Raw genomic sequence first — 21,757 nt, forward strand, 5'->3', positions numbered from 1 at the left:
GGCTGGATGATCGATGTCGCCCTCCACTCCGCTCTCCGAAGCCCAGCGCAACGCCGTCACCGAGCTGTTGCGCGTCTCCCTCGTCGCCGACGAACTGGGCCGCCGGTTCGCCAAGGCCGGTCACGAACTGCACCTCGTGGGCGGTTCGGTCCGTGACGCCCTGCTCGGGCGGCTCGGCGACGACCTCGACTTCTGCACCGACGCGCACCCGGACGAGACGCTGCGCCTCGTCAAGGGCTGGGCCGAGGCGACCTGGGAGACCGGGCGCGAGTTCGGCACCATCGGCGCCCAGCGCTCCGGCCTGCGCCTGGAGATCACCACGTACCGCGCGGAGTCGTACGACGGCGTCAGCCGCAACCCGCAGGTGCAGTACGGCACGAGCCTGCACGACGACCTGGTGCGCCGCGACTTCACCGTCAACGCGATGGCGGTCAGCCTGCCGGGGCACGAGTTCGCCGACCCGTTCGGCGGGCTGCGCGACCTGGCGGCGCGGGTGATCCGTACCCCCGGCACGCCGCAGCAGTCGTTCGGCGACGACCCCCTGCGCATGCTGCGGGCCGCCCGGTTCGCCGCCCAGCTGCGCTTCGACGTCGAGCCGTCGGTGGTCGAGGCGATGGAGCGGATGTCAGCCGACCTGCAGCGGATCACCGCCGAGCGCATCCGGGACGAGTTCAGCAAGCTGATGCTCGGCGCCGACCCGGTCACCGGCCTGCGGCTGCTGGTCGACACCGGCCTGGCCGACCAGTTCCTCCCGGAGCTGGCCGGGCTGAAGCTGGAGATCGACGAGCACGCCCAGCACAAGGACGTCTACGAGCACACGCTCAAGGTGGTCGCCAACGCGGTCGGCTTCGACACCGCCGACGGCGGCCCCGACCTGGTGCTGCGCCTGGCCGCGCTGCTGCACGACATCGGCAAGCCCGCCACCAAGGCGGTCGGCGCCGACGGCGGCGTGAGCTTCCACCACCACGAGATGGTCGGCGCGCGTCTCGCGAAGTCCCGCCTCAAGCTGATGAAGTTCCCCAAGGACGTCATCACCCCGGTCGTCCAGCTCGTGGCGCTGCACCTTCGCTTCTACGGGTACGGCCGGGGCGAGTGGACCGACTCGGCGGTCCGCCGGTATGTCACCGACGCCGCCGAGCAGCTCAGCCGCCTGCACAAGCTCACCCGCTCCGACTGCACCACCCGCAACAAGCGCAAGGCCGCCCAGCTGGCCGCCGACTACGACGCGCTGGAGCAGCGGATCGCGCAGCTGCAGGAGGCCGAGGACCTGGCCCGGGTCCGCCCCGACCTGGACGGCAACGCGATCATGGAGCTGCTCGGCGTCCCGCCGGGCCCGATCGTCGGCCGCGCCTGGAAGCACCTGAAGGAGCTGCGCCTGGAGCGCGGCCCCCTCGACCGCGACGAGGCCGAGGCCGAACTCCAGCGCTGGGCCCGATCCGAAGGCCTCATCCCCTAAGCCTGACTTCATCGACCCGCCCCGCCCGCTTACCGCGGCGTGGGCCGGCGGGCAAGATCATTCAAGTTGCGGGCAAACGGGCACTGGAGGGCACCTCGAATGCCCGATTGCTCGGCAACTTGAATGATCAAGCGGGGGTCGGCTGGTCCGGGCGCCGGGAGGCGGTGGCGAACCAGGCCGCGAGCAGCATGAAGGCCAGGGCGGTGGCAACCAGGCCGACGACCGACCTGCCGTTGCCCGGCAGGGCGAGGGCGGCGGTGAACAGGCCGCCGACCCAGAGCAGGTTGAACAGGGTGTCGTTGACGCTGAAGATGCGGCCGCGGTAGGCGTCGTCGCACTCGTGCTGCAGCGTCGCGTCCACGATGATCTTGATGCTCTGCGCGGCGACGTTGATCAGGAAGACAGCGACCAGCAGCGGCGTCTGGCGGAACGGCAGGCCGAACGCGAGCACCACCACGCCCACCCCGGCGACCACCGCGATCAGCCAGCGCCGCGCGTCCCACCAGCGCACCGCCAGCGGCGTGAGCACCGCGGCCAGCGCCACCCCGGCCGCGCCCAGGATCACCACCAGGCCCAGCGACAGCAGCGACTGCCCGGACCGGTCCGTGCTGTTGCCGAAGTAGCGGCTGTACAGCAGGAGCGTGGCCAGGGTCAGGATGCCGTACAGGTACCGGTACCCCGCCTGCAGCAGCATCACCCGCGCCGCCTTGCGGCGGCCGGCCAGGTGCCGCGCCCCCTCGACCATGCCCCGGAACACCTCGCCCAGCGCCTGCACCAGGCTGCCGGTGTGCCGCTCCCCGGCCAGCGGGCCGAGCTCGTCGCGCCGGAACAGCCCGCGCGCCAGCAGCCCCGACAGCAGGTAGCCGACGGCGGCGGAGGCGCAGATCAGGCCGTACCCGTGGCGGTCGCCGTCGACCACGTGCAGGCCGATCACCACCGCCGAGCTGAACAGCCCGATGGAGTAGCAGATCGTGCCCAGCGTCGAGGCGAGCGCGTTGGCGGGGACCAGCCTGCTGTCCTCGACCACGTGCGGCAGCGAGGCGGACAGCCCGGCCAGGAAGAACCGGTTGATCGCGATGACGATGAGGGCGGAGACCGCGAAGCCGACCCCCTGCAGCCCGGACCAGAGCAGCGCCGCGCACGGCAGGACCATCACCGCGCGGGCGATGTTCGCGAACGAGAGCGACGCCCGCCGGTCCCAGCGGTCCAGCAGCACGCCGACATAAGGACCGAGCACCGAGTACGGCAGCAGCAGGATCGCGAAACCGGCCGCGATGGCGACCGGGCTGCTCTGCTTCTCGGGGTTGAACAGCAGCGCCCCGCCCAGGCCCGCCTGGAACCACCCGTCGGCGAGTTGGCTGGTCAGCCGGATCGCCAGCAGCCGCCGGAACGGCCCGCCGGCCAGGATCGCGCGCGATGACACGACCGGCGGGGTGCTGTCGGTGGTGTTCGGGATCACGGGGTGCGGCACGTCACCCACCCTACGTGCCTTCGGGCGGTCGTACGTGAACGCAACAACCCGCTGGCATGAACGGGGCCGGCGCCCCCGCCCGCAGCGGGAGACGCCGGCCCGGTCGCCCGATCAGCTCTCGCGGGCCGCGCCGGTGACCTTGGCCAGCAGCGCCGGCAGGTCGATCCCGGTCAGGTCCGTGCCCAGCTGCAGGCCCTGCGCCACGTTCGTGGCGACGGACTTGGTCAGCGAGCTCGCGCCGTCGGTGGAGATCACGGTCATCTTGTCGATGGCGCCCATCGGCGCGGCCGCCGCAGCGACCACCTGCGGCAGCACCTTGACCAGCAGGTCGAGCACGGCCGCCTCGTTGTACTGGGCGAACGCCTCGGCCTTGAGGCGCATCGCCTCGGCCTCGGACTGGCCCGTGGCCAGGATCGCCGCGGCGTTGGCGGCACCTTCCCGCTCGACCGCCTCCGCGATGGCCGACCGGCGGCGCTGCTCCGCCTCACCCTCCTTGGCACCTTCGATGGCGTTGGCCTCGGCCAGCGCGGCACGCCGCGCCCGCTCGCCCTCACCGGTGAGGCGCGCCTGCTCGGCGTTGGCCTGCGCGGCGGCGATGGTCGCCTGGCGGGCCGCGTCGGCGGCGAGCACCCGGGCGTTGCGGTCGGCCTCGGCCTCCTGCTCGACCTTATACCGCGCCGCGTCGGCGGGCTTGCGCACCTCGGTGTCGAGCTGGCGCTGCTTGAGCTCGGCGTTCTGCTCGGCCACCTTGCGCTGCTCGGCGAGGATCACCTGCTGGCGCTCGGCGTCGGCCAGCGGACCGGCGGCGGCGGAGACGGCCTTGGCCGCGTCGATCTCGGCCTGGATCGCGGCCTGCTTCAGGGCCAGGTTCCGCTGCGCCTCGGCGATCGACTCCTCGGACAGCAGCCGCGCCTGCTCGGCCTGCTGGCGGGCCAGCGCCTCGGCGATGGCGGCGTCCTTGAGCACCCGGGCGGCCTCCGGCCGGCCCAGATCCTGCAGGTACGACCCCTCGGCGAGGATGTCCTGCAGCTGGAACGTGTCGAGCACCAGACCCTGGTTGGTCATCGAGTGCTCGGCCTCCTCGGCCACCGCGCTGGCGAACGCCGCGCGGTCCCGGATGATCTCCTCGATGGTGAGGCGGCCGACGATGGAGCGCAGCGCACCGGCGAGCACCTCGCGGGTGAACTCCTCGATCTCGGACTGCTGGTGCAGGAAGCGCTGGGCGGCGGCGCGGATGGCGTCCTCGGTGCCGCCGACCTTCACGATCGCGACGCCCTGGAGGTTGGCGCGGATGCCCTGCTTGCTGACCGCGCCGGTGATCTCGACGTGGATGCGGCGGCTGGACAGGTCGAGCACCTGGAGCTTCTGCACGACCGGCAGCACGAACACCGAGGCGCCCATGACGACCTTCTGGCCGGACAGGTCGGTGGAGCGGGCGCCGTCGGCGGTCTCGGTGGTCCGGCCCTTGCGGCCGGTGACGATGAACGCCTCGTTGGGTCCGGCCACCTTTATCCGTGACAGCACGAACAGGACGATCAGGAGCAGCAGCAGTACGGCGCCGCCGATCGCGATGTAGAGGGGTGACATTGCCTTCCTTCGGAACAGGGCGGCGGACGTGAGGGGTGCCGCCGCGGGGAGCTACTGCTCAGGGAGCTCACGAACGTACACGCTGGTGTCACTCAGGGCCTCGACCACGAGGACCTTCATGCCCAGCGGTACGGGCTGGTCGGCGCGGGCGCCGAGCTTCACGGGCTGGCCGCCGATGCGGACGCGCACCTCGCCGTAGCCGCCCGCGGGCACCGGCGTGACCACGACGCCCCGGCTGCCGACCAGGTCGGCCCGGGTGGGTGTGGCGTCGGTGGGCATGTCGCCGAGCCGGTTGGCAAGCAGGCCGGTCAGCACGGCGAGCGGAATCGCCGCGACCAGGCCCAGCGCGAGCACCGCGACCAGACCGACATCACCGCCGACCAGCTCGTTGAGGATCGCGGCGGCGAAGCCGAACCCGCCGACGAACGAGGCCACGAGCTCAGTCGAGACGAACCCGTCACCGAGATCGAGCAGATCGCCACCGAGGATGGCGACCGCGGCCAGGACGATGCCCACGGCCCCGATGACCAGGAAGATCAGCGTCGCGATACCCACGCCCAGAAGGTAGCCCCCACCTGCAAACGGTCAGGCGAGCAGGTATTCCATTACCTTCCAGGCGCCGATGCCGGCGAGGGCTAGGGCGAGGAAGAGGACGATGGTGGTGAAGAGGCACGGGAGGGCCACGCCGCGGCTCTTGCCGGGGGCGCGGTAGGAGCCGACCCAGCGGCTGGGCGGGCCGGACTTCTCGGCCTCGTCGGCCAGCTGCACGAGGCGCTGCGCGGCCGCATCGGACAGACCGACGGGATCGCCGTCGAAGTGCAGCAGGCGCAGCCGCTGCCACGGATCCGGATTGGCCTTGGCGTACGCGGACAGTTCCGACTCGCGGACCTCTTCGGTCAGGAAGCCCCAGCGGCCCGCCTCGACGGGATTGCCGGTCTGCCGATAGACAGAGGTCAGCAGCGCGCGGACCTCCAGATCGTTGGGCAGCACCGCGAGCAGCGTCCGAAGGCGCTGAACAGCCACATGGGTATGCCCGGCCGCGAGATCGGCGCGCACCCGGGCGAGTACGTCCGCCTTTGCCACGCCCTGATCCTTATGGACTGGTGCCGCTCACGCCAGAGGCATTTATAACGGCCGGGTCACAGAAAATGAGGGGGCCGGCCTCATGCGGCAGCAGCCCCGTCCTGTCAGAACAACCACTCCAGCACGGTCTGGACGCCGATGACGGCGAGCAGAGCCAGCGCGACCAGGGCTGTCACCGCCGCAGCGGTCGTCAACCGCCGAAGACCGGGCGGTGCGGCGTGCGTCGGGGTCGCTACAGCCGCTGCTTGCAGAGGGGCGAGCCGTACCCGGGAGATGTCGGTGGGGGCCTTGGCTCCGGCGGGCCAGCGCAGCGCGTCGAGGCGGCGGTGCAGCGGGTACCGGGACTCGAAGGCGGCGATCTCGGCCGGGTCGGCGGAGTCGTCGAGGTAGGACCAGCGGCCGGCTTCGACGGCGTTGCCGGTGGCCCGGTAGATCGCCGCGAGTCTTCGCCGGAGATCGAGGTCGGTGGGGTGCACGGCGACCAGGCTGTGCATGCGCTGGATCGCCGGGTAGGTATGGCCCTTGGTTAGGTCCGTGGCCACCCGGTCCATGAGATCTGACTTACCCATAGCTTCACTATGCATACTCTGGGGCATCGGGTCCATACGCTGAGCATGCCCAGAACTGGAACGCCAAAGCCCTGTCAGCACAGATGATGGCCTATCTGCCCATCGACCGAGGTCGATTTCTGCAGCAGATAGGCCATCGACGGTTGAGTGAGTTATCCCGCTCACATCTTCATGCGAGGGTTACGAAATCAACGATTTACAGTGCCCTTGATGAAGCCCTCGACGGCCTCGTGGGCGTCGTGGTCGCTGTACTGCACCGGCGGCGACTTCATGAAGTAGCTCGAAGCGGACAGGATCGGGCCACCGATCTTGCGGTCCAGCGCGATCTTCGCGGCGCGTACCGCGTCGATGATGACGCCGGCCGAGTTCGGCGAGTCCCACACCTCGAGCTTGAGCTCGGCGTTCAGCGGGGTGTCGCCGAAGGAGCGGCCCTCCAGGCGGATGTAGGCCCACTTGCGGTCGTCCAGCCACGGCACGTGGTCCGACGGCCCGATGTGCACGTCGCCCTTGGTCATCTCATGCGGGATCTGCGAGGTCACCGACTGGGTCTTCGAGATCTTCTTCGAGACCAGGCGCTTGCGCTCCAGCATGTTCATGAAGTCCATGTTGCCGCCGAAGTTCAGCTGGTAGGTGCGCAGCAGCTCGACGCCGCGGTCCTCGAACAGCTTGGCCAGCGCGCGGTGCACGATGGTGGCGCCGACCTGGCTCTTGATGTCGTCACCGACGATCGGCAGCCCGGCGTCCTCGAACTTCTTGGCCCACACCGGGTCGGAGGCGATGAAGACGGGCAGCGCGTTCACGAAGGCGCAGCCCGCGTCGATCGCGGCCTGGGCGTAGAACTTGTCCGCGTCCTCGGAGCCGACCGGCAGGTAGGCCACGACCACGTCGACCTTGGCGTCCTTGAGCGCCTTGGCCACGTCGACCGGGGCGTCGTCGGACTCCTCGACCATCTCGCGGTAGTACTGGCCCAGGCCGTCGAAGGTCGGGCCGCGCTGGACGGTGACGCCGGTCGGCGGCACGTCGCACAGCTTGATGGTGTTGTTCTCGCTGGCGACGATGGCCTCGGCCAGGTCGCGGCCGACCTTCTTGGCGTCCACGTCGAAGGCGGCGACGAACTCCACGTCGCGGACGTGGTAGCCGCCGAAGTCGACGTGCATCAGGCCGGGTACACGCTCGTTGGGGTCGGCGTCGCGGTAGTACTCCACGCCCTGGACCAGGGACGAGGCGCAGTTACCGACGCCGACGATGGCAACGCGGACGGAGCCCATAGCTCCTGCCTCCTTCTTCTCTTCGGACGTCCGACCGGTCGGCCGGCCGCCCAACTCACTCGGCGGAGTCGTCAGGGCCCGGTCGGGCCGTGAGCGGTCTTGCGGGGTCTGCGGCCGGTGCGGGACCGGCGGTGCCGCGCGCCTGGGGCGAGCGCCCGGAGCGCTCGTTCGAGATCAGCTCCTCCAGCCAGCGGACCTCGCGGTCCGCCGCGTCGAAGCCGTGGCGCTGCAGCTCCAGGGTGTAGGCGTCGAGCCGCTCGGAGGCGCGGGCGAGGACTTCGCGGAAGCCTTCGCGGCGCTCCTCCACCTTGCGGCGGCGGCCTTCGAGGATGCGCAGACGGATGTCGACGTCGGTCCGGGAGAAGAACGCGAAGTGGACCCCGAAGGCGGCATCCTCGTACGCCTCCGGCCCCACCTGCGCCAGCAGGTCCTGGAACCGTTCCTTGCCCTCGGCTGTGATCTTGTAGACCACCCGCCCCCGGCGACTGGTCAGCGGTGGCACGCCGGCGTCGTCAGCGGGGGTCTCCCCCGCCTCGGTGATCCAGCCCGCGGTTTGCAACCGCCGCAGTGTGGGGTAGAGGGAGCCGTAGCTGATCGCCGCCCGGATGGTGCCGAGCTTGGTGCTGAGCTGCTTGCGCAGCTCATACCCGTGCATCGGCGACTCCTGCAGCAGGCCGAGGATGGCAAGGTCGAGCAAGGTCGACCACCCCCTCCTCGTGCGTTGTCCACGCGTATGTCGGCTCAGCGATGTATCGCGGCGATACATCGCTACGTTAGAACGGAGCGACGGGTCTAGGCAACACGGGGGTGCCCGTGATCACCGTGTCTGCGCAGGGCGCGTCGTTCGTCACGCTCTGTGACGGGCGTCGCGGCTGCCGCCACGACGAGTTACCCTGCTTTTCATGCGCGCGCAGCAACGGATCTCTGTGCCCCGAAGCGGGGCGCCTACGGGGAGTCGCCCCCGTATGGATGGGTTCGTTGACTATTCCCTCCAGCGGCGAGCGCTGCTGCGGGAGGTGTACGCGGGACGGGTGGGCATGTCAGAGGTCTGTGACGCCTCGCCCTATCTCAAGAGCGCGGCCCGCTTCCACGGTGAGGCCACCGAGCAGCGGTGTCCCATCTGCCGTCGGGAGTACGTGCTCAACGTGCACTACATCTACGGCGATCAGCTCAAGCACGCCGCCGGCCAGGCACGTTCGCGCGCCGAACTGGCGGCACTGGCCAGCACGCTGGGTGAGTTCCAGGTCTACGTGGTCGAGGTCTGCCGCGGCTGCAACTGGAACCACCTGGTCGAGCAGTACCTTCTAGGCCGAGCACACAGGACGGCTCCCCCGCTGTCCGAGGCTGGCGCCAGCGCCGCCACATCCCCGACCGGAACGGTGTGACATGACTTCGTACGGCGACCCCAACGCCGGCAACGGGTACGACGACGAGTACAACCGTCCGTCGTACCAGCGGCCTGCGTCGAACTCGGGCCGCGCTTCGGTGCCATCCGACGACTACGGCTACGACTACTCCGACGGCCAGCAGGGTGATTCCGGTCACGCTGCCGGATACGGTCAGCAGCAGTCGTACGACCAGGGCGGCTACGGACAGCAGGGCGGATACGGCCAGCAGGGCTACGACCAGGGCGGCGGCTACGGCCAGGACCAGGGTTACGGCCAGGACCAGGGCTACGGCCAGCAGGGCGGCGGCTACGGCCAGGCGCCGGTCAGCCCCGGCGCCGCCGGCCGCGCCAGTGTGCCCAGCGCGGCGGGCCGCGCCAGCGTCGGCAGCGCCGCCGTCCCGGGTGCCGCGGGCCGCGCCAGCGTGCCGAGCGTGGCGGGCCGCGCATCCGTGCGCCCCCCGTCCGTGCCCGAGGAGGACCGCCCCGGCGGCTCGGTCCGGCCCGGCGGGAAGGCCAAGAAGGGCGCCGAGAGCGGCGCCAAGAAGAAGCCCAAGCGCAAGCGGCTGAGCATCATCCTGTCCTCGGTCGCCGTGTTCATCCTGCTCGCGGGCGGCGGCCTGATCGCCGGCACCTACTTCTACTCGTCGGTGCCCGAGCCCTCGGCCTTCAGCGAGAACCAGAACACCTTCGTCTACGCCAGCGACGGCAAGACGCAGATCGCCAAGCTGGGCGGCGAGAACCGCGAGATCGTGCCGATGGCCACGCTCAGCGAGGAGGTGCGGGTCGCGCTGATCGCGGGCGAGGACAAGAACTTCTTCAACCACCACGGCATCGACCTGTGGGGTATCGCCCGTGCCGCCTGGAACAACCTGACCGGCGGCGACACCCAGGGCGCCTCGACCATCACCCAGCAGTACGCGCGCGCGGCGGCCAAGGACCTCGAGGTCACCTACGCCCGTAAGCTGCGCGAGGCGGTCATGGCCCGGCGCCTGGAGGACAAGTACACCAAGACCGACATCCTCGGCTTCTACGTCAACACCGTCTGGTACGGCCGCGGTTCGAGCGGCGTGGGCGCGGCGGCGAAGGCGTACTTCGGCAAGCCCGCCGACAAGCTGACGATCGAAGAGGCCGCCGTGCTCGGCGCGGTGCTCAAGCAGCCGGAGCCGAACGAGAACGACGGCACCAAGGGCTTCGACCCCCACTTCAACATGGACGGGGCGAAGGACCGCTGGAACTACGTGCTCAACAACATGGTCGAGATGGGCAAGCTCGACGCCGGCAAGCGCGCGGCCATGGTCTTCCCGGAGAAGACGCTGAAGAAGTACTCCGCGCAGTCGGGTGAGCAGGGCATCACCGGCACCGGCACCGGCTTCGTGGTGGCCAAGTACCTCGACCGCGAGATGGCAGCCTGGGGCATCACCGACTGGCGCAACAAGGGCTACAAGATCATCACGACGATCGACGCCCAGGCCCAGAAGGCGATGGAGGCCCAGCTCTACCGCGACTTCCAGCGCCAGGAGAAGTGCACCGGCGAGGGCGAGAAGAAGGTCTGCAAGGAAGAGATCGTCAAGCCGCTCGAGAAGCCCGGTACGAAGATCAACGGCTACCCGAAGAACGTCATGGCGGCCGGGGTGGCGATCGACCCGCACAACGGCCGGGTGCTCGCCTACTTCGGCGGCGCGAACGGCACCGGCATCGACTACGCGGGCAAGTTCGCCGAGGGGACCGAGTTCGAGGACGGCGGCCACCCGCCGGCGTCGTCGTTCAAGATCTACACGCTGACCGCCGCGATCGAGAACGGCATCTCGATCAAGTCGATGTGGGACCCGACGCCGATCACCGACAAGAACTGCAAGGACTACAACGCCTGCGGTTACAAGGTGCAGAACTCCGGCCGGGAGACCAACGACATCGACTGCAAGACGAACTGCACCCTGCAGCACGTCACCGAGCTGTCGCTGAACGTCCCGTTCTTCAAGATCGCCAAGCAGATCGGCACCGACAAGATCCTGAGCGTGGCCAAGCGGGTCGGCATCACCACCATGTGGTCGACCAACGACGGCAAGGCCCGCCACCTCAACGACCCCAAGGCCGACCTCGACCGGGGCTCGTTCGACTACCAGATCGGCTTCGGGCAGTACCCGATCACGGTGTTCGACCACGCGACCGGGGTGGCCACGCTGGCCAACCACGGCACGTACAACAAGCCGCACTTCATCATCGAGGTCCAGCAGAAGGACAAGGAGACCGGCAAGTACGTCAAGGTGGCGAACACCGGTGAGAAGCTGAACCCGACCCCGCGGATCCGGCCGGAGGTCGCCGACGAGGTGACCGGCGTGCTCAAGAACATGCCCTCCCGGTACGGCCGGTCGCTGGAGAACGGCCGCCAGGCCGCCGCCAAGACCGGTACCTGGGAGTCGGTGAAGAAGAAGGGCGCCAACTCCAACGTCTGGACGGTCGGCTACACCGACCAGATCGCGGCCGCGATCTGGGTCGGCAACGTCGGCGGCGCGTCCGAGCCGATCTACCAGAAGGACGGCCGGACCAACATCGCCAGTGTCGGCCTGCCCGCGCAGATCTGGCAGGGCTTCATGAACGGCGCGAGCAAGGGCAAGAAGAACGAGCCGCTGGCCAACGGCAGCGGCGGCGACATCGGCTCGGTGGACGTGGGCGACGGCGTCGAGCCGACCCCGACCGCCCCGCCGACCATGCCCGGCGACGGCTGCCAGCTCGGCGTGCTCTGCCCGAACCCGGACCCGTCCCAGTCACCCGGCAACCCCGGCGGCAACGGCGGCGGCAATCCCAAGCCCAGCCCGTCACCATCCTGCCGACGTCTTGATCCGCTATGTAAACCCTGATCAGACGGTATGAAGAGGGGGTCCCGTGCCGGGGCCCCCTCTTTCTGCGCCTTTCGCCGTCCGCTACCTGGCGCCTTGCTGCGCTTCGCAGATTTCTGAGGCAGGATGTCGGGCTATGAGTGATGTTCGTGAGCACGTCGTCTCGCCTTCGGTCGAGGATCCGTTCGTGCACGGCCTCAGCCAGGCGATCGGCGGCCCGCGCGGTGAGCACGCGGTGCCCCAGACTCCCGACCGCGGCGGCAGGTTCTGGACCGCCGCCCGCATCGTGCTCGCGCTCACCTGCCTCATGCTCGCGCTGCATTGGGTGCAGAAGTCGCCCTGCAAGGACGGCGCGTGGGCGGACTACAAGCAGTACACGCACTTCTGCTACACCGACGTGCTGGCGCTCTACTACGCCGAGCACCTCAACGAGGGCGCGGTGCCGTACGTCGACTACCCGGTCGAGTACCCGGTGCTCACCGGTGCCTTCATGGGCGCGATCGGCCTGCCCGTGCACGCGTTCGGCAGCAAGAACGACATCAACCAGGCGGAGTACTTCTACAACGCCAACGCCCTGGTGCTTAGCGTCTTCGCGGTCGCCACGGTCGCCATGATCCTCTCGCTGCGACGGCGCAGACCCTGGGACGCGGCGATGTTCGCCCTGTCCCCAGCCCTGCTGGTGACCGCCACGGTCAACTGGGACCTGCTGGCCATCGTGCTGGCGGTGGCGGGCGTCTGGTTCTGGGCCAAGCGGTATCCGGTGGCCGCCGGCGCGATGCTCGGATTGGGCATGGCGGCGAAACTGTGGCCCGCGTTCCTGTTCCTGCCGATCGCGGTGCTGGCGCTGCGGCCGGTACGTGAGCTGCCCGGCGAGCCGGGCAACTCGCTGACCGACTTCTGGCGCCGCCGCGAACTCGGCCCGGCGCTGCTGGCGGTGGCGTCCGGCGCCGTCGCCTGGGCGGTGGTGAACGTGCCGGTGATGCTCACGCACTACGACAACTGGAAGCGGTTCCTCGACCTCAACACCGAGCGCGGCATCGACTGGGGCACCTCCTGGTACGTCGGGCGCCACTTCGATCCGACCGGGGCCACGGTCTGGGACAACGTCCCGCTGGTCACCAACGTGTCGCTGGCGCTGTTCGCGGTGTGCTGCGTCGGCATCGCGGCCCTGGGCCTGCTGGCCAAGACCCCGCCCCGGGTGGCGCAGCTCGCCTTCCTGGTGGTGGCGCTGTTCCTGATCACCAACAAGGTGTGGTCGCAGCAGTTCACGCTGTGGATGCTGCCGCTGCTGGTGCTGGCCCGGCCCAAGTGGATCTCGTTCCTGGTGTGGCAGGTCGCCGAGGTGATCTACTTCCTGGCCTTCTACGGCGAGCTGATGACCGCCTCGGGCAAGCCGGTCTTCCCCGAGGGCGTGTTCGTGCTGGCCGCCTCGATCCGCCTGATCGCCGTGCTGGCGCTGGTGGTGCTGGTGGTCCGGGACATCCTGCGACCGGAGCTGGACGTCGTGCGCCGCACCTACGCCGACTCCGACACCCCCGACCCGGACGGCGGCCCGCTGAACCCGGACTCCGCGCCCGCGGTGGTCACCGACGCCGTCCCCGGCAGGCTGGCCACGGCCTGACAAGCGAAAGAACGCGGCCCCCGCTCCAACCGGAGCGGGGGCCGCGTTCTTGTCAGCGGGTCACTCGAAGGTGAAGGTGACCGCGTCCTCGGTCTCGGTGCGCTTCAGACCGAGGCCGTCGCCGGGGTTGGTCAGCGCCGGCTCGTACGGCCCGCCCTTGGCGTACTCCTTGAGCACGACCACGGTCTTGACGCCGAGCTGGCGCAGGCGGTCGACGCTGGCCTGGTCCGGGAAGTTCTTGGTCAGCTCCCGGATCTCGCTCAGGCTCTGCGGGGTGAAGCCGCTGTTGCCGTTGACGATGGACTCGAACCGGTCCGTCGACCAGACCATGACCTTCATGTCCATCAGCGGGTCGCTCGGCAGCACCAGCAGCGGCCCCTGGGCGGCGGCCATCGCGGCGGGCTGCTGCGGCACGACCGGGTGCTCGGTCACGTTCAGGCCCTCGAACAGCACCAGCGCCAGCGGCAGGAACGTGGCCAGCCGCAGCATCGGGTGCGGGCGCGAGGGCACCCGCTCCTGGGCGATGGTCTTGGCCTGCTCGACGAAGGCGGTGACCGCCCCCGCCGCCAGTAGTGACAGCAGCAGCGTGGTCCAGATGACGAGGCGCCCCGGGGTGCGGATGGCGTCCCAGCCGGGCAGCACGTCGTAGAGCCAGAGGTAGCCGGGGCGGCCGCCGAAGAAGCGGGTGCCCATGGCCAGCACGATGCTCAGGACCACGCCCGCGAACAGCAGCAGCCGCTGGCGCAGGGTCCAGATGGACAGGATCAGACCGGCGATGGCCAGGCCGTACAGCACGAAGCCGGGCAGCAGGCTGGTCTCGCCCGAGCAGCAGCCGTCGGGGCCGTCCAGCACCGTGCGGGCGCTGGAGTGGGCCTGGCCCCACAGCAGGTCCTGCGCCGGGCTGGTGAAGAAGCCCAGGATCGGCGGGGAGTACCAGCTGAGCTCGACCTCGGAGCGCTGCGCGTACGGGTGCAGCTCGACGACCTTCAGGTACGGCAGCGCCAGCAGCAGGCCGACGGCGGCGAAGACCACTCCGCCGACCAGGTCGGCCGAGAACAGCTTCCAGCCGAAGGGCCGGGACACGCCCCACTTCCAGCGCCGGAACACGAACCACAGCACCACGCAGACCAGCACGATCACGGCGAGCACGTACGCGAACGGCAGGCCGATGCCGAAGCCGAGGCTGACCTGCCAGGCGGCGACCAGCCAGCCGGCCAGGGCCCAGCCGGGCCTGCGCTTCTCGGGCCGGTAGCCGTGGCGCAGCGAGTAGCCGTGACCCCGGGCGAGCATGGCCAGGGCCAGCGCGATGCCGCCGACCGACATGACGTGCATGTGCCCGGCCTGGGCCAGGCGCCACGGGGCGTAGGCGAAGGCGGCGCCGGCCACGGCCGCCCCGGTCTTGCCCGAGCCGAGCTGGCGGGCCAGCACGTATGCGCCGAAGAAGGCGAGCGCGTGCAGCAGCACGTACATGATGTTGTAGCGGATGAGCGCGGCTTCCAGCCCGGTCCCGAACAGGCCCGCGGGCGCGTAGCCCAGCAGGGTGTCGGAGAAGGCGAAGCTGTACGGCTCGGGGTAGAAGCTGTTGGAGTTCCACAGCTGCGCGATGTTCGTCTTGATCGAGTGCCCGGACCACGCCATCTGCCAGGCCTGCAGGGTGGGGTCCCCGGTGTCCTGCGGGATGGTGTAGTTCGGGTACTTCAGCGTCGGCCAGGTCATGATCGCGGCGAGCACCAGCGACGCGTACGCCGCCAGGGCCCACTCGTGGATCACCACCCGTCGGGTGCCCCGGGCGATCCGGCGCAGTCGGCTCGGGTTCTCCTCCGGCGCCGGGCTGAACCGGGTGAAGGCGTCCTCCTCGACCGGCTCGGGCTCCGGCGCGGCATGTCGCGGAGTCACAGGCTCGCCCGCCACGGTTTCGGTCCCAGTCACAGCTGTCCTCTCACAGGTGTGCGCGCAGGTACGCGATGTCGGCCGACTGACCTTCCGCTCCGCCGGGGGTCTCCACCACCGCCGGTGCGCCGGACGCGCTGATGACCGCTGCGACCAGTTCGGGATCGATCATGCCGGGTTCACTCTTGCTCGTCAGATTGTCGTGCCGATCGCGCCCGGAGTCGAATCCGTCTCGCGATCCGTTGGCGTGGATCAGGTCGATCCGGCCGGTGATGGCCTTGACGCGATCGACGATGTTGAGCAGCTCCTCGCCACCCGCGTGCGCGTGGCAGGTGTCCAGGCAGAACCCGACCCCGAACTCCCCCACCGCGTCCCACAGCCGGGCCAGGTTCTCGAACCGCCGGGCGCACGCGTTGTCGCCGCCGGCGGTGTTCTCGATCAGGATCGGGGTCTGCGGCAGCAGCGCCCCGCTGTCCCGTGCCTGCTGCATGGCCTTGCGCCAGTTGTCGAAGCCGGTGGCCAGGTCGTCGCTCTTGTCGACGTGGCCGCCGTGCACGATCAGCCCGGACGCGCCGATCTCGGCCGCGCCCACCGCGTGCTGGATGAGCAGTTTGCGGCTCGGGATCCGGATCCGGTTGTTCGTCGTGGCGACGTTGATCCGGTAGGGCGCGTGGATGAAGACCTGCACCGGGCTGTCGCGGATGACGGCGGTGTCGGTGCGCGGCACCGGCGGCTTCCACTCCTGCGGGTCGGACAGGAAGAACTGGACGACGTCCGCGTTCCGCGCGGCCGCCTCCGCTAGTGGATCTTCATAATCGACGTGAGCCCCGATAAGCATTCGACCAGTATTACCGCTCCCCCCGACCCGCTGCGCGGTCGTGAGCGCAACCGGAGCGAAGTTGTTGCGTTGATTTCATTGCCGCACGTGGCTCCCTGCGCTCCGCCGGTCGGGAGGCACATGACGCGTGCCGCCTCGCCCCCCGCGAGGCTGACCTGAACCGGGGCACCTGCCCCAGGGGGAGAAAGCCATGTCGTACGCCATTCGTCGACGTGCCGCCGCGCTCGCGGCGGCCGGCCTGCTCGCGGGCCTGCCGCTGCTGCTGGCGAGCCCGTCCGCGGCCGCCGAGCCGGAGGCCGCGCCGAACGTCGACTTCACCGGGGGCGGGCTCGGCCTGCTGCTGTGCGGTTCCAAGCCGGCCACCGCGAAGATCACCATCGCCGCCGAGTCGCGGGTGAAGCTCACCAACGGCCTCGGTCAGAACGCGACCCTGCAGATCGACGGCAAGGACAGCGCCGCAGTGCCCGACGGCGAGACGATCGAGGTGCAGTTCCACCGCGGCCCGGTCAAGGTCGCCATGGTGCCGGAGTGCCTGCTCAACCTGAACCCCAGCTTCGAGCCGCTGACCGTCGAGGTCGCCTCCCGCACCACCCAGCCGAGCACCGGCACCACCGGCAGCACCGGTTCGAGCAGCCCCAGCCGCAGCTCCGGCTCGACCTCCAGCTCGCCGTCGAGCAAGCCGAAGAGCCGCGACACGCACAAGAGCAGCAGCTCGACCGGCAGCTCGAATCCCCAGCCGAGCGGTGAGGACGCCGGACTTCCGGCCGTGCCGCCGGACATCTTCGACCCCGAGGAGCAGAACGAGGGCGACCCGAGCCCGGAGCCTTCCCCGGTCGAGATCCTGCCCGGTGAGGGCAGCACGCCGATCGACTCGAAGAACGTCGCCAACTTCCCGGTCGATAACGGGCCAATCGGACTTCTGGCAATTATCGCCACAGTGTGTGTCGTAGGTGTGTCTGCTGGTGCGATTCGGGCTATCATCGCTCAGCGGGCTACTCGGGCAGAGTTCGCGTAGTATCCGTAAGAGACTCCGCGGAGCGCTCTTTCCAACATCGTCGGTGTGGTCGTTCCTCCCCAGGTCCCACCCAGCGTCGGAAGAGCGCTCCGCGGTCCTTTCCGCAGTCGGCAGTCCGACACCACGGCCGTCCCGCCAGGGGCGGCCGTGTCGCGTTGCCGACCCGGGTGACGCGGCTCATGCGCGGACGGGGTACCGCCGAAAGCGGGCGTACCCGGTCGAGCAGGTAGTATGGGCGAGTTCTGTGAGCCGCGGGCCTATCCCGCGGCTTCTCGCGGAACGACGCAGACCCTCCTGCCACGGACCGACCGTGGCCGACAGCCCATAGGAGGTGAGTACGTCTTGCGTCACTACGAAGTCATGGTGATCCTCGACCCCAGTCTCGAGGAGCGCACCGTCGCACCGTCGCTGGACACGTACCTCAACGTGATCCGTACGTCGGGTGGCTCGGTTGAGAAGCTCGACGTGTGGGGCCGCCGGCGCCTCTCGTTCGAGATCAACAAGAAGGCCGAAGGTATCTACGCCGTCATCGACCTGCAGGCGACGCCTGCGGCGGTGGCCGAGCTGGACCGCCAGCTGCGACTCAACGAGTCGGTGCTGCGTACCAAGGTCATCCGTCCGGAAGTTCGCTGAGCTTCCTCCGGATACGCAACGCCCGACCGCTTCACGTGTGCTGTCGCATCCCTGTGGGAACCTTTGCGGCAGAACATATGTGAACCGAGGAGAAGGTCATGGCTGGAGAAACCACCATCACGGTCATCGGCAACCTGACCGATGACCCTGAGCTGCGCTTCACCCCGTCGGGTGCGGCAGTGGCGAAGTTCCGCATCGCGTCGACCCCGCGCACGCTCGACCGGGCCTCCGGCGAGTGGAAGGACGGCGAGCCGCTCTTCCTGCAGTGCTCGGTGTGGCGCCAGGTCGCGGAGAACGTCGCCGAGTCGCTGCAGCGGGGCTCTCGCGTCATCGTCTCCGGACGGCTGCGCCAGCGGTCGTACGAGACGAAGGAGGGTGAGAAGCGCACTGTCTTCGAGCTGGAGGTCGACGAGATCGGCCCGTCGCTGCGGTACGCCACGGCGAAGGTGCAGAAGATGTCGCGCTCCGGTGGCAGTGGTGGCGGATACGGCTCTGGCTCCGGCGGCAACAGCTCCGGCGGGGGCGGCGGCGGAGGTTTCGCCGACGACCCGTGGGCTACCGCCACTCCGGCCGGCGGCGGTTCGGGCGGCAACTTCGACGACGAGCCACCGTTCTGACGGATGAACAGCCGCGCGAGCGGCTGCCGTCAGCGATGTTCAAAGACTGAGGGACATGAAAATGGCGAAGGCTGCGGCCCTGCGCAAACCGAAGAAGAAGGTGAACCCGCTCGACAAGGAGGGGATCACCTACATCGACTACAAGGACACCGCGCTGCTGCGCAAGTTCATCTCCGACCGCGGCAAGATCCGCGCTCGGCGGGTGACCGGCGTGACCACGCAGCAGCAGCGTCAGATCGCGCGTGCGGTCAAGAACGCCCGTGAGATGGCGCTCCTGCCGTACACCACCACCGGCCGCTGAGAGGGGGCACCACGATGAAGATCATTCTTACGCACGAGGTGGCCAACCTCGGCACCCCCGGTGACATCGTCGAGGTCAAGGACGGCTTCGGCCGTAACTACCTGCTGCCCCAGGGCTTCGCCATCGCGTGGACCAAGGGTGCCGAGAAGCAGGTCTCCTCGATCAAGCGGGCCCGCGCGGCCCGTGAGGTCAAGGACCTGGGCCACGCCAACGAGCTGAAGTCGGCGCTGGAGGGCCTGAAGGTCACCCTGCAGGCCCGCGCCGGCCAGGGCGGCCGCCTGTTCGGTTCGGTCACCGCCACCGAGATCGCCGACGCCGTGAAGTCGGCCGGCGGTCCCGCGCTGGACAAGCGGAAGATCGAGCTGCCGGGCCACATCAAGACGACCGGTGGTTACACGGTGCAGATCAAGCTGCACCCCGACGTGACCGCCAAGTTCAACCTGAACGTGGTCCCGAGCAAGTAAGCGATACCGGCCGCGGCCCCCGGGACACCGTCCCGGGGGCCGCGGTCTTTTCCGGGCTCAGCGGCGCCCCAGCAGCGGGTCGGCTTCACGGATCAGGTCGGCCAGCTCGTCGGCGGCCCGCTCGTCCAGCTCCGCCGCGGCCGCGTCGGCGATGCGGGCCAGGTCCGACACGGTGGGACGGCCACCGGCGTCGCCGCGCAGCGCCACCGCGAAGAACGCCGCCGCGTAGGTGACCCGCAGCCGCGGGTCGGCCCGGTCGAACGCGCCGCCGAGGTCGGCTGCCTCGATCGACTCGTACGCCTCGGAGGCCTCCTTGCTGACCGGGTCCAGCCAGCGCACCCGCACCTCGGCCACCCGGCCGCTCGCCTCCGGCGCCAGCTTCACCAGGTACAGGGCGGTCACGGAGTGCCCGGGACCGACCTCGCCGCCGTCGACCCGGTCGTTGCGGAAGTCCTCGTCGGCGACCCGGCGGTTGTCGTACCCGATGAGCTGGTAGCTCTCCACCGTCTTCGGATCGAACGTGACCTGCGCCTTCGCGTCCAGCGCGCGCAGCGACAGGGTGGCGGGCAGCTTGCGGACGAACACGTCGCGGGCCTGGCGCCGCTCCGACACGTACACGACGAATCCGTCGCCCCGGTCGGCCAGCCGCTCCATCAGCGCGTCCCCGTACTCGCTGCCGACGCCGACCCCCAGCAGCGCGATCTCCTTGTCCGCCTCCTCGCGCACCTTGCGCAGCATCCGGTCGGCGTCGGTGTTGCCGGTGTTGGCCAGCCCGTCCGACAGCAGGATCACCCGGTTCGAGTAGCCCGGACGGAAGCCGTCGCGAGCTGTCTCATAGCCGGTGGCCAGCCCCGCGTCGAGATTGGTGCTGCCGTCGGCGCGCAGCGAGTCGATGGCCCGGTGCAGGTCCTCCTTCTCGGCCACCCGGGTCATCCGGCGGACCACCCGGGCCCGCTCGTTGAAGGTGACGATGGCGACGGCGTCGGTCGGGCGCAGCTGGTCGACCAGGGTGTGCAGCGCGTCGGTGACCAGGTCCAGGCGGCCCGGGTCGCCCATCGAACCGGACACGTCGACGACGAAGGTGAGCGCCGCGTCCTTGCGGCGCTCCGCGTCCTCGGCCCTGGTCTGCAGGCCGACCCGCAGCAGCCGCAGCGAGGACGACTCCGGATGGCTCTCGGGCAACCGGGCCCCGTCGACGTGCACGGCGAAGCCGTCGCCGCGCGGCTGCGGATAGTGCTGGTCGAAGGAGTTCACGAACTCCTCGGGGCGTACCGTCCCCGCCTCGGGCAGGCGCCCGTCGGCGATCCGGCCCGCCGCGTACGTGTACGAGGCGGTGTCGACGTCGAGGGCGAAGGTGGACTGGTCGTCGCGCCGGGGGTCCACCGCGCCGCCCCGGTCGCGGCCGGTGTCGGCCTGGGCGGGCGGCGCCGGGCGCCCGGCTGAGGTGGCGGGCTCCCCGCCGGTGGAGCAGCCCGCGGCGGCCATCAGGACGGCGAGCAGGATCGCGGTGGCACTGGATCGCTTCATGGGTACATGGACGGGCCAGTGAAGATCAAAAGCTTGCGATGTGTCGTACCTGAGACACAAGCGGAACCAATCGCGACAGTCCCGACACCTTGCCGTTATCCTCTCGGACCCGGACGCAGCACCTTCCCGGAAACCGCGCCCTCCGCCCCCCGCGCCCCGCGCGCAGCCTCCGCCCGCCCTCCGCCCGCCCTCCGCGAGGCCGAGGCGAGGGTGCAGTTTCGGGGAAAGTGCAGCTATCGGTGCGTGAATTCCAGCAGTTTCCCCGAAAGTGCTGTCAGGCGGCGCGATGCCAGGCGCCGCGGCGTCAGGCGACGTTGAGGAGGATGGTGGCGGCGCCGCCGGCGACCACCGCGGCGCAGAAGCCGATGGTCGCGGCGCGCCAGGCGTCGCTGGCCCAGCGCAGCACGGCGGCCACCGCCAGCGCACCGCCCAGTGCCAGCGCCCAGCGCGGCGCCGAGGCGATCAGGTCGCCCAGCGCGTCGGAGCGCTTCGAGCCGCAGCCGGCGAGTCCGGCCGCCAGGCACGCCGGATCGGTGTCCCCCGACAGCAGCAGCGCGCGGCCCAGCAGGATCAGCAGCGGGACCGCGAACCAGCCCGCGGTCCAGAGCAGGGCCGTCCAGTAGTCGCGCTCGCCGGGGCGGTCCTCGGGCGGGGTGTGGGCGGTGCGGACCTCAGGCTGGTTGAGCTCGGCCAGGTTGTCCGGCCAGCGGCCGTCCTCATACGGGTCGTAGACCTCGCTGGTGACGTACGTGTGGAAGCCGGGGTCGTCCCGGTCCTCGGGCTGCCCGTACCGGTCGGCGGCCGAGCGCTGCCGGGGGACGGCCGGATCGCTCGGACGCGCCCAGCCTCCGGCACGGGTGTTGGGCGTGCCCTGCGGCGCCTGACCCCACCCGTCGGCCGGGGGCGGCCACTCCGGATATCCCACGCACGGCAGCGTGGCCGACGCCGATGCCCCGGACAATCCCCCGAACCGGCGAGAATCGGCCGACAACGATGTCATGACCTCCGCCACGCCGCACCGAAAATCTTGGCAGGAATCTTCTATACACACCCTGTGGGCAGTGTTTATGCAGGTCAGACCGTTATCCACAACTTGTGGAATGCGCGTGTCCACAGGTTGTGCACAGGCTCGCCCACAGGCCCGCCCCGGGTTGTCCACAGGTTGTCCGCAGCTCTGTCCACCGGGGTGTTTG

20 protein-coding genes are annotated in these 21,757 nt (G+C 69.9%); 9 read left to right on the plus strand and 11 right to left on the minus strand.

Features of this window, described 5'->3' with window-relative positions:
• Positions 1–13: 13 nt before the first annotated feature.
• A complete protein-coding gene (locus QEZ54_RS11875) occupies positions 14–1,456 on the plus strand; it encodes a CCA tRNA nucleotidyltransferase (RefSeq protein WP_281304616.1) in 1,443 nt (480 codons plus the stop codon).
• A gap of 127 nt (positions 1,457–1,583) precedes the next feature.
• On the opposite strand, the gene QEZ54_RS11880 is transcribed toward QEZ54_RS11875, so the two are convergent.
• The 7 genes from QEZ54_RS11880 to QEZ54_RS11910 form a co-directional block, all read right to left on the minus strand.
• Positions 1,584–2,927: an MFS transporter gene (locus tag QEZ54_RS11880; RefSeq protein ID WP_281304617.1), complete on the minus strand. Its 1,344-nt coding sequence runs from the start codon at positions 2,925–2,927 to the stop codon at positions 1,584–1,586.
• A 111-nt stretch (positions 2,928–3,038) separates the two neighbouring features.
• On the minus strand, positions 3,039–4,514 hold the full coding sequence (locus QEZ54_RS11885) for a flotillin family protein (protein ID WP_281304618.1): 1,476 nt from the start codon (positions 4,512–4,514) through the stop codon (positions 3,039–3,041).
• Positions 4,515–4,565: 51 nt separating this feature from the next.
• Positions 4,566–5,069 carry a hypothetical protein gene (locus QEZ54_RS11890; protein WP_281304619.1) on the minus strand — a complete coding sequence of 168 codons (504 nt, stop codon included), beginning with the start codon at positions 5,067–5,069 and terminating at the stop codon, positions 4,566–4,568.
• Positions 5,070–5,099: 30 nt separating this feature from the next.
• On the minus strand, positions 5,100–5,597 hold the full coding sequence (locus QEZ54_RS11895) for a DUF6584 family protein (RefSeq protein WP_281304620.1): 498 nt from the start codon (positions 5,595–5,597) through the stop codon (positions 5,100–5,102).
• Positions 5,598–5,701: 104 nt separating this feature from the next.
• A complete protein-coding gene (locus QEZ54_RS11900) occupies positions 5,702–6,166 on the minus strand; it encodes a DUF6584 family protein (RefSeq protein WP_281304621.1) in 465 nt (154 codons plus the stop codon).
• Positions 6,167–6,354: 188 nt separating this feature from the next.
• Positions 6,355–7,434, minus strand: coding sequence for an inositol-3-phosphate synthase (locus QEZ54_RS11905; protein WP_281304622.1), 1,080 nt, complete (start codon positions 7,432–7,434; stop codon positions 6,355–6,357).
• A gap of 55 nt (positions 7,435–7,489) precedes the next feature.
• Positions 7,490–8,131 (minus strand): PadR family transcriptional regulator, encoded by a 642-nt coding sequence (locus QEZ54_RS11910; protein ID WP_281304623.1) that lies wholly within the window; start codon positions 8,129–8,131, stop codon positions 7,490–7,492.
• A gap of 268 nt (positions 8,132–8,399) precedes the next feature.
• Here QEZ54_RS11910 and QEZ54_RS11915 point away from each other — a divergent pair, with 268 nt between their 5' ends.
• The 3 genes from QEZ54_RS11915 to QEZ54_RS11925 all read left to right on the plus strand — a co-directional run bounded on the left by QEZ54_RS11915 (position 8,400) and on the right by QEZ54_RS11925 (position 13,279).
• Positions 8,400–8,819 (plus strand): DUF5318 family protein, encoded by a 420-nt coding sequence (locus QEZ54_RS11915; protein ID WP_281304624.1) that lies wholly within the window; start codon positions 8,400–8,402, stop codon positions 8,817–8,819.
• Position 8,820: 1 nt separating this feature from the next.
• Positions 8,821–11,679: a transglycosylase domain-containing protein gene (locus QEZ54_RS11920; RefSeq protein WP_281304625.1), complete on the plus strand. Its 2,859-nt coding sequence runs from the start codon at positions 8,821–8,823 to the stop codon at positions 11,677–11,679.
• 115 nt (positions 11,680–11,794) lie between these two features.
• On the plus strand, positions 11,795–13,279 hold the full coding sequence (locus tag QEZ54_RS11925; RefSeq protein ID WP_281304626.1) for a glycosyltransferase 87 family protein: 1,485 nt from the start codon (positions 11,795–11,797) through the stop codon (positions 13,277–13,279).
• 60 nt (positions 13,280–13,339) lie between these two features.
• Here the strand turns inward: QEZ54_RS11925 and QEZ54_RS11930 are convergent, their stop codons facing one another.
• Positions 13,340–15,175 (minus strand): hypothetical protein, encoded by a 1,836-nt coding sequence (locus tag QEZ54_RS11930; RefSeq protein ID WP_281304627.1) that lies wholly within the window; start codon positions 15,173–15,175, stop codon positions 13,340–13,342.
• Positions 15,176–15,218: 43 nt separating this feature from the next.
• Positions 15,219–16,007 carry a deoxyribonuclease IV gene (locus QEZ54_RS11935; RefSeq protein WP_281304628.1) on the minus strand — a complete coding sequence of 263 codons (789 nt, stop codon included), beginning with the start codon at positions 16,005–16,007 and terminating at the stop codon, positions 15,219–15,221.
• A 190-nt stretch (positions 16,008–16,197) separates the two neighbouring features.
• On the opposite strand from QEZ54_RS11935, the gene QEZ54_RS11940 reads away from it, so the two are divergent.
• The 5 genes from QEZ54_RS11940 to rplI all read left to right on the plus strand — a co-directional run bounded on the left by QEZ54_RS11940 (position 16,198) and on the right by rplI (position 19,037).
• A complete protein-coding gene (locus tag QEZ54_RS11940) occupies positions 16,198–17,022 on the plus strand; it encodes a hypothetical protein (RefSeq protein WP_281304629.1) in 825 nt (274 codons plus the stop codon).
• Between the two features lie 342 nt (positions 17,023–17,364).
• Positions 17,365–17,655, plus strand: coding sequence for a 30S ribosomal protein S6 (gene rpsF, locus QEZ54_RS11945; RefSeq protein ID WP_120317645.1), 291 nt, complete (start codon positions 17,365–17,367; stop codon positions 17,653–17,655).
• 98 nt (positions 17,656–17,753) lie between these two features.
• Positions 17,754–18,272 carry a single-stranded DNA-binding protein gene (locus QEZ54_RS11950; protein WP_281304630.1) on the plus strand — a complete coding sequence of 173 codons (519 nt, stop codon included), beginning with the start codon at positions 17,754–17,756 and terminating at the stop codon, positions 18,270–18,272.
• 61 nt (positions 18,273–18,333) lie between these two features.
• Entirely contained in the window at positions 18,334–18,573 is a 240-nt protein-coding gene (gene rpsR / locus QEZ54_RS11955) for a 30S ribosomal protein S18 (RefSeq protein ID WP_120317647.1), read from the plus strand.
• A gap of 14 nt (positions 18,574–18,587) precedes the next feature.
• A complete protein-coding gene (rplI, locus tag QEZ54_RS11960) occupies positions 18,588–19,037 on the plus strand; it encodes a 50S ribosomal protein L9 (RefSeq protein WP_281304631.1) in 450 nt (149 codons plus the stop codon).
• A 57-nt stretch (positions 19,038–19,094) separates the two neighbouring features.
• Here rplI and QEZ54_RS11965 read toward each other — a convergent pair whose 3' ends face one another.
• Together QEZ54_RS11965 and QEZ54_RS11970 are read right to left on the minus strand one after the other, a co-directional pair.
• Positions 19,095–20,564, minus strand: coding sequence for a von Willebrand factor type A domain-containing protein (locus QEZ54_RS11965; protein ID WP_281304632.1), 1,470 nt, complete (start codon positions 20,562–20,564; stop codon positions 19,095–19,097).
• 304 nt (positions 20,565–20,868) lie between these two features.
• Positions 20,869–21,489 (minus strand): hypothetical protein, encoded by a 621-nt coding sequence (locus QEZ54_RS11970; RefSeq protein WP_281304633.1) that lies wholly within the window; start codon positions 21,487–21,489, stop codon positions 20,869–20,871.
• Positions 21,490–21,757: the final 268 nt, after the last annotated feature.

Origin of the sequence: Catellatospora sp. KI3 (assembly GCF_029948125.1) — a bacterium.
GTDB lineage: Bacteria > Actinomycetota > Actinomycetes > Mycobacteriales > Micromonosporaceae > Catellatospora.

Excerpts from the sequence above, each read along its gene's own strand:
- QEZ54_RS11875 (WP_281304616.1), top strand. The coding sequence starts at position 14 with ATGTCGCCCTCCACTCCGCTCTCCGAAGCCCAGCGCAACGCCGTCACC.
- QEZ54_RS11885 (WP_281304618.1), bottom strand. The coding sequence starts at position 4,514 with ATGTCACCCCTCTACATCGCGATCGGCGGCGCCGTACTGCTGCTGCTC.
- QEZ54_RS11900 (WP_281304621.1), bottom strand. The coding sequence starts at position 6,166 with ATGGGTAAGTCAGATCTCATGGACCGGGTGGCCACGGACCTAACCAAG.
- QEZ54_RS11905 (WP_281304622.1), bottom strand. The coding sequence starts at position 7,434 with ATGGGCTCCGTCCGCGTTGCCATCGTCGGCGTCGGTAACTGCGCCTCG.
- QEZ54_RS11915 (WP_281304624.1), top strand. The coding sequence starts at position 8,400 with ATGGATGGGTTCGTTGACTATTCCCTCCAGCGGCGAGCGCTGCTGCGG.
- QEZ54_RS11920 (WP_281304625.1), top strand. The coding sequence starts at position 8,821 with ATGACTTCGTACGGCGACCCCAACGCCGGCAACGGGTACGACGACGAG.
- QEZ54_RS11925 (WP_281304626.1), top strand. The coding sequence starts at position 11,795 with ATGAGTGATGTTCGTGAGCACGTCGTCTCGCCTTCGGTCGAGGATCCG.
- QEZ54_RS11935 (WP_281304628.1), bottom strand. The coding sequence starts at position 16,007 with ATGCTTATCGGGGCTCACGTCGATTATGAAGATCCACTAGCGGAGGCG.
- QEZ54_RS11940 (WP_281304629.1), top strand. The coding sequence starts at position 16,198 with ATGTCGTACGCCATTCGTCGACGTGCCGCCGCGCTCGCGGCGGCCGGC.
- QEZ54_RS11950 (WP_281304630.1), top strand. The coding sequence starts at position 17,754 with ATGGCTGGAGAAACCACCATCACGGTCATCGGCAACCTGACCGATGAC.
- rpsR (WP_120317647.1), top strand. The coding sequence starts at position 18,334 with ATGGCGAAGGCTGCGGCCCTGCGCAAACCGAAGAAGAAGGTGAACCCG.
- rplI (WP_281304631.1), top strand. The coding sequence starts at position 18,588 with ATGAAGATCATTCTTACGCACGAGGTGGCCAACCTCGGCACCCCCGGT.
- QEZ54_RS11965 (WP_281304632.1), bottom strand. The coding sequence starts at position 20,564 with ATGAAGCGATCCAGTGCCACCGCGATCCTGCTCGCCGTCCTGATGGCC.